This is a genomic window from Escherichia sp. KTE96, from assembly GCF_000408525.1.
GTDB classification, from domain to species: Bacteria; Pseudomonadota; Gammaproteobacteria; order Enterobacterales; family Enterobacteriaceae; genus Escherichia; species Escherichia marmotae.
In genome coordinates this window covers 214,812-227,653 of record NZ_KE137149.1, presented here as the reverse complement: position 1 = coordinate 227,653, position 12,842 = coordinate 214,812, and the positions used below count along the sequence as shown (strand labels likewise).

The following is a 12,842-nucleotide window of genomic DNA, read 5'->3' as shown; positions in this document are numbered from 1 at the left end:
TTCCACAGGTAGATCCCAAAGCGTTCACAGCGTACAATACGCCACTCTTAAAAAAGGTGGCGGTTTATGGCAGATATTACTCTTATCAGCGGCAGCACCCTCGGTGGTGCCGAATATGTGGCAGAACACCTGGCTGAAAAGCTGGAAGAGGCAGGTTTTACCACCGAAACGCTGCACGGCCCGTTGTTAGAAGAGTTATCTACCTCTGGGATCTGGCTGGTTATCAGTTCTACCCACGGTGCCGGAGACATTCCGGACAACCTCTCTCCTTTCTATGAAGCATTGCTGGAACAAAAAACCGATCTTTCTGCGGTACGCTTTGGCGCAATCGGCATTGGTAGTCGTGAATACGACACTTTTTGTGGTGCTATCGATAAACTCGATGCTGAACTCAAAAATTCCGGTGCGAAACAGATTGGCGAAACACTGAAGATCAACATCCTTGATCATGACATTCCGGAAGATCCGGCAGAAGAATGGCTGGGATCGTGGGTTAATTTACTCAAATAACTATACAGATCGTGCGATCTACTGTGGATAACTCTGGTAGGAAGCTTGGATCAACCGGTAGTTATCCAAATAACAACTGTTGTTCAGTTTTTGAGTTGTGTATAACTCCGCATTCTGATCCCAGCTTATACTGACCAGGATCACCGATCATTCACAGTTAATGATCCTCAGCAGGTCATTGATCTTAAAAGCCAGATCCTTGTTATCCACAGACCAGGTCGATCCTAATAAGAGATCACAATAGAACAGATCTCTAAATAAAAAGATCTTCTTTTTAATACTCAGGATCCCAGGTCTTTCTCAAGCCGTCAAAGTTGAGTAGAATCCACGGCCCGGGCTTCAATCCATTTTCATACCGCGTTATGCGAGGCAATCACCATGTTTTATCCGGATCCTTTTGACGTCATCATCATTGGCGGGGGTCATGCAGGCACCGAGGCAGCGATGGCCGCGGCGCGTATGGGTCAACAGACTCTGCTTTTGACACACAATATCGACACTCTGGGGCAGATGAGCTGCAACCCGGCGATCGGCGGTATTGGGAAGGGACATCTGGTAAAAGAAGTGGATGCACTCGGCGGTCTGATGGCAAAAGCGATCGACCATGCAGGTATTCAGTTTAGGATACTAAACGCCAGCAAGGGGCCAGCGGTTCGGGCTACCCGGGCACAGGCGGATCGCGTGCTCTATCGTCAAGCGGTACGTACTGCTTTGGAGAATCAACCGAACCTGATGATCTTCCAGCAGGCGGTTGAAGATCTTATTGTCGAAAACGATCGCGTGGTCGGCGCTGTTACCCAAATGGGCCTGAAATTCCGTGCCAAAGCTGTCGTTCTTACTGTCGGGACTTTCCTTGACGGTAAGATTCATATCGGTCTGGATAATTACAGCGGTGGTCGTGCTGGCGATCCTCCATCCATTCCGCTCTCGCGCCGTTTACGTGAACTTCCGCTGCGTGTTGGTCGTCTGAAAACCGGGACACCGCCGCGTATTGATGCGCGTACCATCGACTTTAGCGTCCTTGCACAACAGCATGGCGATAACCCGATGCCGGTGTTCTCGTTTATGGGCAATGCGGCCCAGCATCCACAGCAGGTGCCGTGCTACATCACCCATACCAACGAAAAAACGCATGACGTGATCCGCAGTAACCTCGATCGCAGTCCGATGTATGCCGGAGTGATCGAAGGTGTCGGCCCACGCTACTGTCCGTCGATCGAAGACAAAGTCATGCGCTTTGCTGACAGAAACCAGCATCAGATCTTCCTTGAGCCAGAAGGGTTAACGTCTAACGAAATTTATCCGAACGGTATCTCCACCAGCCTGCCGTTCGATGTGCAGATGCAAATCGTCCGCTCCATGCAGGGGATGGAAAACGCGAAGATCGTGCGTCCGGGTTATGCCATTGAATATGACTTCTTCGATCCGCGTGACCTGAAACCTACGCTGGAGAGCAAGTTTATCCAGGGGCTGTTCTTTGCCGGTCAAATTAATGGCACTACAGGTTACGAAGAAGCGGCGGCGCAAGGTTTGCTGGCCGGTCTTAACGCCGCTCGCCTGTCTGCAGACAAAGAAGGCTGGGCACCGGCGCGCTCCCAGGCGTACCTCGGCGTACTGGTAGATGACCTCTGCACACTGGGTACTAAAGAACCGTATCGTATGTTTACCTCTCGTGCGGAATATCGTCTGATGCTGCGCGAAGATAACGCCGACCTGCGTCTGACTGAAATCGGACGTGAGCTGGGGCTGGTTGACGATGAACGTTGGGCGCGCTTTAACGAGAAACTCGAAAATATCGAGCGTGAGCGTCAGCGTCTGAAATCCACTTGGGTAACCCCGTCGGCGGAAGCTGCTGCCGAAGTGAATGCTCACCTGACTGCGCCGCTTTCCCGTGAAGCCAGTGGTGAAGATCTGTTGCGTCGTCCGGAAATGACCTATGAAAAATTAACCTCGCTGACGCCGTTTGCCCCTGCGTTGACAGACGAGCAGGCGGCGGAACAGGTTGAGATTCAGGTTAAATATGAGGGTTATATTGCGCGCCAACAGGATGAGATCGAAAAACAGCAGCGTAACGAGAACACACTGCTGCCTGCGACACTGGATTACCGCCAGGTATCCGGTCTGTCTAACGAAGTGATCGCTAAACTCAACGATCACAAACCGGCCTCTATTGGTCAGGCTTCGCGTATTTCTGGCGTCACGCCTGCGGCCATCTCCATTCTGCTGGTGTGGCTGAAAAAACAAGGTATGCTGCGTCGTAGCGCATAACGCATTAAAAATGCCTGGTAAGCACCCGCTTACCGGGCAACGCATCAAGAACAGGTAATCACCGTGCTCAACAAACTCTCTTCACTGCTGAAAGACGCAGGAATTTCGCTTACCGATCACCAGAAAAATCAGCTTATTGCCTACGTAAATATGCTGCATAAATGGAATAAGGCGTACAACCTGACTTCGGTCCGCGATCCTAATGAGATGCTGGTACGCCATATTCTCGACAGCATTGTCGTGGCACCGTATCTGCAAGGTGAACGTTTTATCGATGTCGGTACAGGACCGGGTCTGCCAGGTATTCCACTCTCTATTGTGCGTCCTGAGGCCCACTTCACGTTGCTGGATAGCCTCGGTAAACGCGTGCGCTTCCTTCGTCAGGTGCAACATGAGTTAAAACTGGAGAACATTGAGCCAGTACAGAGTAGGGTAGAAGAGTTTCCGTCAGAGCCACCGTTTGATGGTGTGATTAGCCGTGCTTTTGCCTCTCTGAACGATATGGTGAGCTGGTGCCATCATCTTCCTGGTGAACAAGGTCGTTTTTATGCGCTGAAAGGCCAAATGCCAGAAGATGAAATGGCCTTGCTACCAGCAGAATATCAGGTTGAATCAGTGGTTAAACTTCAGGTTCCGGCTCTGGATGGCGAACGTCATCTGGTGGTGATTAAAGCAAATAAAATTTAATTTTTATCAAAAAAATCATAAAAAATTAATCGGTTTGACTGTTAACAACAACCGGGTTTTTTACTGATATAACTGGTTACATTTAACGCCACGTTCACGATTTTGATTCAATACTGTAACGTGGCTTTTTTTGATAAGCAGAAAATAAGTCATTAGTGAAAATATCAGCCGGCTAAAAATCGGCGCTAAGAAGCATAACTTGCTGTTAAAATATTATTAAGAATGTCAATGGCTGGTTTTTGTTATGTAAATGTCATTTATGAAAACAGTATCTGTTTTTAGACTGAAATATCAGAAGCTTGCAATGGCATCATTTGCCAAGTAAATAAATATGCTGTGCGCGAACATGCGCGATATGTGATCTGAAGCACGCTTTATCACCAGTGTTTACGCGTTATTTACAGTTTTTCATGATCCGACATGGTTAGCAGAAAAGTCGCAATTGTATGCACTGGAAAAATATTTAAACATTTATTCACCTTTTGGCTACTTATTGTTTGAAATCACGGGGGCGCACCGTATAATTTGACCGCTTTTTGATGCTTGACTCTAAGCCTTAAAGAAAGTTTTATACGACACGCGGCATACCTCGAAGGGAGCAGGAGTGAAAAACGTGATGTCTGTGTCGCTCTTGAGTCGAAACGTTGCTCGGAAGCTTCTGCTCGTTCAGTTACTGGTGGTGATAGCAAGTGGATTGCTGTTCAGCCTCAAAGACCCCTTCTGGGGCGTCTCTGCGTTAAGCGGGGGCCTGGCAGTCTTTCTGCCTAACGTTTTGTTTATGATATTTGCCTGGCGTCACCAGGCGCATACACCAGCGAAAGGCCGGGTAGCCTGGACATTCGCTTTAGGCGAAGCTTTCAAAGTTCTGGCAATGTTGGTGTTACTGGTGGTGGCGTTGGCGGTTTTAAAGGCGGTATTCTTGCCGCTGATCGTTACGTGGGTTTTGGTGCTGGTGGTTCAGATACTGGCGCCGGCTGTAATTAACAACAAAGGGTAAAAGGCATCATGGCTTCAGAAAATATGACGCCGCAGGATTACATAGGACACCACCTGAATAACCTTCAGCTGGACCTGCGTACATTCTCGCTGGTGGATCCGCATAACCCCCCAGCCACCTTCTGGACAATTAATATTGACTCCATGTTCTTCTCGGTGGTGCTGGGTCTGTTGTTCCTGGTTTTATTCCGTAGCGTAGCCAAAAAGGCAACCAGCGGCGTACCAGGTAAGTTTCAGACCGCGATTGAGCTGGTAATCGGCTTTGTTAATGGTAGCGTGAAAGACATGTACCATGGCAAAAGTAAGCTGATTGCTCCGCTGGCCCTGACGATTTTTGTCTGGGTGTTCCTGATGAACCTGATGGACTTACTGCCTATCGATCTGCTGCCGTACATTGCTGAACATGTACTGGGGCTGCCTGCTCTGCGTGTGGTTCCGTCTGCTGACGTGAACGTAACGCTGTCTATGGCACTGGGCGTATTTATCCTGATTCTGTTCTACAGCATCAAAATGAAAGGCATCGGCGGCTTCACGAAAGAGTTGACGCTGCAGCCGTTCAATCACTGGGCGTTCATTCCTGTCAACTTAATCCTTGAAGGGGTAAGCCTGCTGTCCAAACCTGTTTCACTCGGTTTGCGACTGTTCGGTAACATGTACGCGGGTGAGCTGATTTTCATTCTGATTGCTGGTCTGTTGCCGTGGTGGTCACAGTGGATCCTGAATGTGCCGTGGGCCATTTTCCACATCCTGATTATTACGCTGCAAGCCTTCATCTTCATGGTTCTGACGATCGTCTATCTGTCGATGGCGTCTGAAGAACATTAATTTACCAACACTACTACGTTTTAACTGAAACAAACTGGAGACTGTCATGGAAAACCTGAATATGGATCTGCTGTACATGGCTGCCGCTGTGATGATGGGTCTGGCGGCAATCGGTGCTGCGATCGGTATCGGCATCCTCGGGGGTAAATTCCTGGAAGGCGCAGCGCGTCAACCGGATCTGATTCCACTGCTGCGTACTCAGTTCTTTATCGTTATGGGTCTGGTGGATGCTATCCCGATGATCGCTGTAGGTCTGGGTCTGTACGTGATGTTCGCTGTCGCGTAGTAAGCGTTGCTTTTATTTAAAGAGCAATATCAGAACGTTAACTAAATAGAGGCATTGTGCTGTGAATCTTAACGCAACAATCCTCGGCCAGGCCATCGCGTTTGTCCTGTTCGTTCTGTTCTGCATGAAGTACGTATGGCCGCCATTAATGGCTGCCATCGAAAAACGTCAAAAAGAAATTGCTGACGGTCTTGCTTCCGCAGAACGAGCACACAAGGACCTTGACCTTGCAAAGGCCAGCGCGACCGACCAGCTGAAAAAAGCGAAAGCGGAAGCCCAGGTAATCATCGAGCAGGCGAACAAACGTCGCTCTCAGATTCTGGACGAAGCTAAAGCTGAGGCAGAACAGGAACGTACTAAAATCGTGGCTCAGGCGCAGGCGGAAATTGAAGCCGAGCGTAAACGTGCCCGTGAAGAGCTGCGTAAGCAAGTTGCTATCCTGGCTGTTGCTGGCGCCGAGAAGATCATCGAACGTTCCGTGGATGAAGCTGCTAACAGCGACATCGTGGATAAACTTGTCGCTGAACTGTAAGGAGGGAGGGGCTGATGTCTGAATTTATTACGGTAGCTCGCCCCTACGCCAAAGCAGCTTTTGACTTTGCCGTCGAACACCAAAGTGTAGAACGCTGGCAGGACATGCTGGCGTTTGCCGCCGAGGTAACCAAAAACGAACAGATGGCAGAGCTTCTGTCTGGTGCACTGGCACCAGAAACGCTCGCCGGGTCGTTTATCGCAGTTTGTGGTGAGCAACTGGACGAAAACGGTCAGAACCTGATTCGGGTTATGGCTGAAAATGGTCGTCTTAACGCGCTCCCGGATGTTCTGGAGCAGTTTATTCACCTGCGTGCTGTGAGTGAGGCTACCGCTGAGGTAGACGTCATTTCCGCTGCCGCGCTGAGTGAACAACAGCTCGCGAAAATTTCTGCTGCGATGGAAAAACGTCTGTCACGCAAAGTTAAGCTGAATTGCAAAATCGATAAGTCTGTAATGGCAGGCGTTATCATCCGAGCGGGTGATATGGTCATTGATGGCAGCGTACGCGGTCGTCTTGAGCGCCTTGCAGACGTCTTGCAGTCTTAAGGGGACTGGAGCATGCAACTGAATTCCACCGAAATCAGCGAACTGATCAAGCAGCGCATTGCTCAGTTCAATGTTGTGAGTGAAGCTCACAACGAAGGTACTATTGTTTCTGTAAGTGACGGTGTTATCCGCATCCACGGCCTGGCCGATTGTATGCAGGGTGAAATGATCTCCCTGCCGGGTAACCGTTACGCTATCGCACTGAACCTCGAGCGCGACTCTGTAGGTGCGGTTGTTATGGGGCCGTACGCTGACCTTGCCGAAGGCATGAAAGTTAAGTGTACTGGCCGTATCCTGGAAGTTCCGGTTGGCCGTGGCCTGCTGGGCCGTGTGGTTAACACTCTGGGTGCGCCAATCGACGGTAAAGGTCCGCTGGATCACGACGGCTTCTCTGCTGTAGAAGCTATCGCTCCGGGCGTTATCGAACGTCAGTCCGTAGATCAGCCGGTACAGACTGGTTATAAAGCTGTTGACTCCATGATCCCAATCGGTCGTGGTCAGCGTGAATTGATCATCGGTGACCGTCAGACCGGTAAAACCGCACTGGCTATCGATGCCATCATCAACCAGCGCGATTCCGGTATCAAATGTATCTATGTTGCTATCGGTCAGAAAGCGTCCACCATTTCTAACGTGGTACGTAAACTGGAAGAGCACGGCGCACTGGCTAACACCATCGTTGTGGTAGCAACCGCGTCTGAATCCGCTGCACTGCAATACCTGGCACCGTATGCGGGTTGCGCAATGGGCGAATACTTCCGTGACCGTGGTGAAGATGCGCTGATCATTTACGATGACCTGTCTAAACAGGCTGTTGCTTACCGTCAGATCTCCCTGCTGCTCCGTCGTCCGCCAGGACGTGAAGCATTCCCGGGTGACGTATTCTACCTCCACTCTCGTCTGCTGGAGCGTGCTGCGCGTGTTAACGCCGAATACGTTGAAGCTTTCACCAAAGGTGAAGTGAAAGGGAAAACCGGTTCTCTGACCGCGCTGCCGATTATCGAAACTCAGGCTGGTGACGTTTCTGCGTTCGTTCCGACCAACGTAATCTCTATTACCGATGGTCAGATCTTCCTGGAAACCAACCTGTTCAACGCCGGTATTCGTCCTGCGGTTAACCCGGGTATCTCCGTATCCCGTGTTGGTGGTGCAGCACAGACCAAGATCATGAAAAAACTGTCCGGTGGTATCCGTACCGCTCTGGCGCAGTATCGTGAACTGGCAGCGTTCTCTCAGTTTGCATCCGACCTTGACGATGCAACGCGTAAGCAGCTTGACCACGGTCAGAAAGTGACCGAACTGCTGAAACAGAAACAGTATGCGCCGATGTCCGTTGCGCAGCAGTCTCTGGTTCTGTTCGCAGCAGAACGTGGTTACCTGGCGGATGTTGAACTGTCGAAAATCGGCAGCTTCGAAGCCGCTCTGCTGGCTTACGTCGACCGTGATCACGCTCCGTTGATGCAAGAGATCAACCAGACCGGTGGCTACAACGACGAAATCGAAGGCAAGCTGAAAGGCATCCTCGATTCCTTCAAAGCAACCCAATCCTGGTAACGTCTGGCGGCTTGCCTTAGGGCAGGCCGCAAGGCATTGAGGAGAAGCTCATGGCCGGCGCAAAAGAGATACGTAGTAAGATCGCAAGCGTCCAGAACACGCAAAAGATCACTAAAGCGATGGAGATGGTCGCCGCTTCCAAAATGCGTAAATCGCAGGATCGCATGGCGGCCAGCCGTCCTTATGCAGAAACCATGCGCAAAGTGATTGGTCACCTTGCACACGGTAATCTGGAATATAAGCACCCATACCTGGAAGATCGCGACGTTAAACGCGTGGGCTACCTGGTGGTGTCGACCGACCGTGGTTTGTGCGGTGGTTTGAACATTAACCTGTTCAAAAAACTGCTGGCGGAAATGAAGACCTGGACCGACAAAGGCGTTCAATGCGACCTCGCAATGATCGGCTCGAAAGGTGTGTCGTTCTTCAACTCCGTGGGCGGCAATGTTGTTGCCCAGGTTACAGGTATGGGGGATAACCCTTCCCTGTCCGAACTGATCGGTCCGGTAAAAGTGATGTTGCAGGCCTACGACGAAGGCCGTCTGGACAAGCTTTACATTGTCAGCAACAAATTTATTAACACCATGTCTCAGGTTCCGACTATCAGCCAACTGCTGCCGTTACCGGCGTCAGATGATGATGATCTGAAACATAAATCCTGGGATTACCTGTACGAACCCGATCCGAAGGCGTTGCTGGATACCCTGCTGCGTCGTTATGTCGAATCTCAGGTTTATCAGGGCGTGGTTGAAAACCTGGCCAGCGAGCAGGCCGCCCGTATGGTGGCGATGAAAGCCGCGACCGACAATGGCGGCAGCCTGATTAAAGAGCTGCAGTTGGTATACAACAAAGCTCGTCAGGCCAGCATTACTCAGGAACTCACCGAGATCGTCTCGGGGGCCGCCGCGGTTTAAACAGGTTATTTCGTAGAGGATTTAAGATGGCTACTGGAAAGATTGTCCAGGTAATCGGCGCCGTAGTTGACGTCGAATTCCCTCAGGATGCCGTACCGCGCGTGTACGATGCTCTTGAGGTGCAAAATGGTAATGAGCGTCTGGTGCTGGAAGTTCAGCAGCAGCTCGGCGGTGGTATCGTGCGTACCATCGCAATGGGTTCCTCCGACGGTCTGCGTCGCGGTCTGGATGTAAAAGACCTCGAACACCCGATCGAAGTCCCTGTAGGTAAAGCGACTCTGGGCCGTATCATGAACGTACTGGGCGAACCGGTCGACATGAAAGGCGAGATCGGTGAAGAAGAGCGTTGGGCGATTCACCGCGCAGCACCTTCCTACGAAGAGCTGTCAAACTCTCAGGAACTGCTGGAAACCGGTATCAAAGTTATCGACCTGATGTGTCCGTTCGCGAAGGGCGGTAAAGTTGGTCTGTTCGGTGGTGCGGGTGTTGGTAAAACCGTAAACATGATGGAGCTTATTCGTAACATCGCGATCGAGCACTCCGGTTACTCTGTGTTTGCGGGCGTAGGTGAACGTACTCGTGAGGGTAACGACTTCTACCACGAAATGACCGACTCCAACGTTATCGATAAAGTATCCCTGGTGTATGGCCAGATGAACGAGCCGCCGGGAAACCGTCTGCGCGTTGCACTGACCGGCCTGACCATGGCGGAGAAATTCCGTGACGAAGGTCGTGACGTTCTGCTGTTCGTTGACAACATCTATCGTTACACCCTGGCCGGTACGGAAGTATCCGCACTGCTTGGCCGTATGCCTTCAGCGGTAGGTTATCAGCCGACCCTGGCGGAAGAGATGGGTGTTCTGCAGGAACGTATCACCTCCACCAAAACAGGTTCTATCACCTCCGTTCAGGCGGTATACGTACCTGCGGATGACTTGACTGACCCATCACCGGCCACCACCTTTGCGCACCTTGACGCAACCGTGGTACTGAGCCGTCAGATCGCGTCTCTGGGTATCTACCCGGCCGTTGACCCGCTGGACTCCACCAGCCGTCAGTTGGACCCGCTGGTAGTTGGTCAGGAACACTACGACACCGCGCGTGGCGTACAGTCCATCCTGCAACGTTATCAGGAACTGAAAGACATCATCGCCATCCTGGGTATGGATGAACTGTCTGAAGAAGATAAACTGGTGGTAGCGCGCGCTCGTAAGATCCAGCGCTTCCTGTCCCAGCCGTTCTTCGTGGCAGAAGTATTCACCGGTTCTCCGGGTAAATACGTCTCCCTGAAAGACACCATCCGTGGCTTTAAAGGCATCATGGAAGGCGAATACGATCACCTGCCGGAGCAGGCGTTCTACATGGTCGGTTCCATCGAAGAAGCTGTGGAAAAAGCCAAAAAACTTTAACGCCTTAATCGGAGGGTGATATGGCAATGACTTACCACCTGGACGTCGTCAGCGCAGAGCAACAAATGTTCTCTGGTCTGGTCGAGAAAATCCAGGTAACGGGTAGCGAAGGTGAACTGGGAATTTACCCGGGCCACGCACCGCTGCTCACCGCCATTAAGCCTGGTATGATTCGCATCGTGAAACAGCACGGTCACGAAGAGTTTATCTATCTGTCTGGCGGCATTCTTGAAGTGCAGCCTGGCAACGTGACCGTTCTGGCCGACACCGCAATTCGCGGCCAGGATCTCGACGAAGCGCGAGCCATGGAAGCGAAACGTAAGGCTGAAGAGCACATTAGCAGCTCTCACGGCGACGTAGATTACGCTCAGGCGTCTGCGGAACTGGCCAAAGCGATCGCGCAGTTGCGCGTTATCGAGTTGACTAAAAAAGCGATGTAACACCGGCTTGAAAAGCACAAAAGCCAGTCTGGAAACAGGCTGGCTTTTTTTTCGCGCGTCGCCGCGAGATTTGTTCTGCTATGTTTTTATATCCCGCAATTAAACCGTCTTTATAACTCAGCGAAATCCTTCGTTGGTTTTCTTGTTTATTCATTGATCGAAATAAGAGCAAAAACATCAGGCTGACGCTTAAATGAAGGTGATGCCTTACTTTTATGCAGACAAAAGGCGTGACGATGGTCGAAAATGGTGCTTTCGCCAGCGAGGATAATCCGTTATTGAACAATTTATCCTCTGTCCATTTCACGATGAAAAAAATGTAGTTTTTTCAAGGTGAAGCGGTTTAAATTCGTTCTCAAATTACAGTCAGGGCGCGTATGTTGAATAATGCTATGAGCGTAGTGATCCTTGCCGCGGGCAAAGGCACTCGCATGTATTCCGATCTTCCGAAAGTGCTGCATACCCTTGCCGGGAAAGCGATGGTTCAGCATGTCATTGATGCTGCGAATGAATTAGGCGCAGCACACGTTCATCTGGTGTATGGTCACGGTGGCGATCTGCTTAAACAGGCGCTGAAAGATGACAACCTGAACTGGGTACTTCAGGCAGAGCAACTGGGTACTGGTCATGCGATGCAGCAGGCTGCGCCTTTCTTTGCCGATGATGAAGACATTTTAATGCTTTATGGCGACGTACCGCTGATCTCTGTCGAAACACTCCAGCGTCTGCGTGATGCTAAACCGCAGGGCGGCATTGGTCTGTTGACGGTGAAACTGGATGACCCGACCGGTTATGGTCGTATCACCCGTGAAAACGGCAAAGTTACTGGCATTGTTGAACATAAAGATGCCACCGATGAGCAGCGTCAGATTCAGGAAATCAACACCGGCATTCTGATCGCCAACGGCGCAGATATGAAACGCTGGCTGGCGAAGCTGACTAACAATAACGCTCAGGGCGAATACTACATCACCGATATTATTGCGCTGGCGTATCAGGAAGGGCGTGAAATCGTCGCTGTACATCCGCAACGCTTAAGCGAAGTTGAAGGCGTGAATAACCGCCTGCAACTCTCCCGTCTGGAGCGCGTTTATCAGTCCGAACAGGCTGAAAAACTGCTGTTGGCAGGGGTTATGCTACGCGATCCGGCCCGTTTTGATCTGCGCGGAACGCTTACTCACGGGCGTGATGTTGAAATTGATACTAACGTTATCATCGAGGGTAATGTTACTCTCGGCAATCGCGTGAAAATTGGCACTGGTTGCGTGATTAAAAACAGCGTGATTGGTGAAGATTGCGAAATCAGCCCATATACAGTGGTGGAAGACGCGAATCTGGCAGCGGCCTGTACCATTGGCCCGTTTGCCCGTCTGCGCCCGGGGGCAGAGCTGCTTGAAGGCGCACACGTCGGTAACTTTGTTGAGATGAAAAAAGCGCGTCTGGGTAAAGGTTCAAAAGCCGGTCATCTGACTTATCTGGGCGATGCGGAAATCGGTGATAACGTTAACATCGGTGCAGGAACCATTACCTGCAACTATGATGGTGCGAATAAATTTAAAACCATTATTGGCGACGATGTGTTTGTCGGCTCTGACTCCCAACTTGTTGCACCGGTAACGGTTGGTAAAGGCGCGACTATTGCTGCGGGTACTACCGTAACGCGCAATGTTGGCGAAAACGCTCTGGCAATTAGCCGCGTGCCGCAGTCGCAAAAAGAAGGTTGGCGTCGTCCAGTAAAGAAAAAGTAATTCTGGCCGGGTAATCCGGCCTCCTGGGATGAAGAGATAACATAATCTCCCGCCCGCAAGCAGTAACTATAAAAATAACCCCACTCTCTACAAGGCTCGGGGCGCCCGGAAAAACGGGCATACAG

At 50.9% G+C, this 12,842-nt stretch carries 13 protein-coding genes; all 13 read left to right on the top strand.

What is annotated here, in order from left to right; genetic code table 11:
* Positions 1–66: 66 nt before the first annotated feature.
* The 13 genes from mioC to glmU all read left to right on the top strand — a co-directional run bounded on the left by mioC (position 67) and on the right by glmU (position 12,717).
* Positions 67–510: an FMN-binding protein MioC gene (gene mioC / locus A1WG_RS13170; RefSeq protein ID WP_000763754.1), complete on the top strand. Its 444-nt coding sequence runs from the start codon at positions 67–69 to the stop codon at positions 508–510.
* Between the two features lie 378 nt (positions 511–888).
* Positions 889–2,778, top strand: coding sequence for a tRNA uridine-5-carboxymethylaminomethyl(34) synthesis enzyme MnmG (gene mnmG / locus A1WG_RS13175; RefSeq protein WP_001517417.1), 1,890 nt, complete (start codon positions 889–891; stop codon positions 2,776–2,778).
* Positions 2,779–2,841: 63 nt separating this feature from the next.
* Positions 2,842–3,465 carry a 16S rRNA (guanine(527)-N(7))-methyltransferase RsmG gene (rsmG, locus tag A1WG_RS13180; RefSeq protein WP_000932858.1) on the top strand — a complete coding sequence of 208 codons (624 nt, stop codon included), beginning with the start codon at positions 2,842–2,844 and terminating at the stop codon, positions 3,463–3,465.
* Between the two features lie 616 nt (positions 3,466–4,081).
* A complete protein-coding gene (gene atpI / locus A1WG_RS13185) occupies positions 4,082–4,462 on the top strand; it encodes a F0F1 ATP synthase subunit I (RefSeq protein ID WP_000116664.1) in 381 nt (126 codons plus the stop codon).
* An 8-nt stretch (positions 4,463–4,470) separates the two neighbouring features.
* Entirely contained in the window at positions 4,471–5,286 is an 816-nt protein-coding gene (gene atpB / locus A1WG_RS13190) for a F0F1 ATP synthase subunit A (RefSeq protein WP_000135618.1), read from the top strand.
* A 46-nt stretch (positions 5,287–5,332) separates the two neighbouring features.
* Positions 5,333–5,572, top strand: coding sequence for a F0F1 ATP synthase subunit C (atpE, locus tag A1WG_RS13195; RefSeq protein ID WP_000429386.1), 240 nt, complete (start codon positions 5,333–5,335; stop codon positions 5,570–5,572).
* Positions 5,573–5,633: 61 nt separating this feature from the next.
* Complete coding sequence (gene atpF / locus A1WG_RS13200; protein WP_001052219.1) at positions 5,634–6,104, top strand: F0F1 ATP synthase subunit B; 471 nt, start codon at positions 5,634–5,636, stop codon at positions 6,102–6,104.
* Positions 6,105–6,118: 14 nt separating this feature from the next.
* Positions 6,119–6,652, top strand: a complete 534-nt coding sequence (atpH, locus tag A1WG_RS13205; protein WP_001288591.1) for a F0F1 ATP synthase subunit delta — start codon at positions 6,119–6,121, stop codon at positions 6,650–6,652.
* 12 nt (positions 6,653–6,664) lie between these two features.
* Positions 6,665–8,206, top strand: a complete 1,542-nt coding sequence (gene atpA, locus A1WG_RS13210; protein ID WP_001176745.1) for a F0F1 ATP synthase subunit alpha — start codon at positions 6,665–6,667, stop codon at positions 8,204–8,206.
* Between the two features lie 50 nt (positions 8,207–8,256).
* Positions 8,257–9,120 (top strand): F0F1 ATP synthase subunit gamma, encoded by an 864-nt coding sequence (gene atpG, locus A1WG_RS13215; RefSeq protein ID WP_000896498.1) that lies wholly within the window; start codon positions 8,257–8,259, stop codon positions 9,118–9,120.
* 26 nt (positions 9,121–9,146) lie between these two features.
* On the top strand, positions 9,147–10,529 hold the full coding sequence (gene atpD / locus A1WG_RS13220) for a F0F1 ATP synthase subunit beta (protein ID WP_000190506.1): 1,383 nt from the start codon (positions 9,147–9,149) through the stop codon (positions 10,527–10,529).
* A gap of 20 nt (positions 10,530–10,549) precedes the next feature.
* Positions 10,550–10,969: a F0F1 ATP synthase subunit epsilon gene (locus A1WG_RS13225; protein ID WP_001251965.1), complete on the top strand. Its 420-nt coding sequence runs from the start codon at positions 10,550–10,552 to the stop codon at positions 10,967–10,969.
* Between the two features lie 377 nt (positions 10,970–11,346).
* On the top strand, positions 11,347–12,717 hold the full coding sequence (gene glmU / locus A1WG_RS13230) for a bifunctional UDP-N-acetylglucosamine diphosphorylase/glucosamine-1-phosphate N-acetyltransferase GlmU (protein WP_001517419.1): 1,371 nt from the start codon (positions 11,347–11,349) through the stop codon (positions 12,715–12,717).
* The last annotated feature ends 125 nt before the right edge of the window (positions 12,718–12,842 follow it).

Coding starts and splice junctions, on each gene's coding strand:
- mioC (WP_000763754.1), top strand. CDS start 67: ATGGCAGATATTACTCTTATCAGCGGCAGCACCCTCGGTGGTGCCGAA.
- mnmG (WP_001517417.1), top strand. CDS start 889: ATGTTTTATCCGGATCCTTTTGACGTCATCATCATTGGCGGGGGTCAT.
- atpI (WP_000116664.1), top strand. CDS start 4,082: ATGTCTGTGTCGCTCTTGAGTCGAAACGTTGCTCGGAAGCTTCTGCTC.
- atpB (WP_000135618.1), top strand. CDS start 4,471: ATGGCTTCAGAAAATATGACGCCGCAGGATTACATAGGACACCACCTG.
- atpE (WP_000429386.1), top strand. CDS start 5,333: ATGGAAAACCTGAATATGGATCTGCTGTACATGGCTGCCGCTGTGATG.
- atpH (WP_001288591.1), top strand. CDS start 6,119: ATGTCTGAATTTATTACGGTAGCTCGCCCCTACGCCAAAGCAGCTTTT.
- atpA (WP_001176745.1), top strand. CDS start 6,665: ATGCAACTGAATTCCACCGAAATCAGCGAACTGATCAAGCAGCGCATT.
- atpG (WP_000896498.1), top strand. CDS start 8,257: ATGGCCGGCGCAAAAGAGATACGTAGTAAGATCGCAAGCGTCCAGAAC.
- atpD (WP_000190506.1), top strand. CDS start 9,147: ATGGCTACTGGAAAGATTGTCCAGGTAATCGGCGCCGTAGTTGACGTC.
- A1WG_RS13225 (WP_001251965.1), top strand. CDS start 10,550: ATGGCAATGACTTACCACCTGGACGTCGTCAGCGCAGAGCAACAAATG.
- glmU (WP_001517419.1), top strand. CDS start 11,347: ATGTTGAATAATGCTATGAGCGTAGTGATCCTTGCCGCGGGCAAAGGC.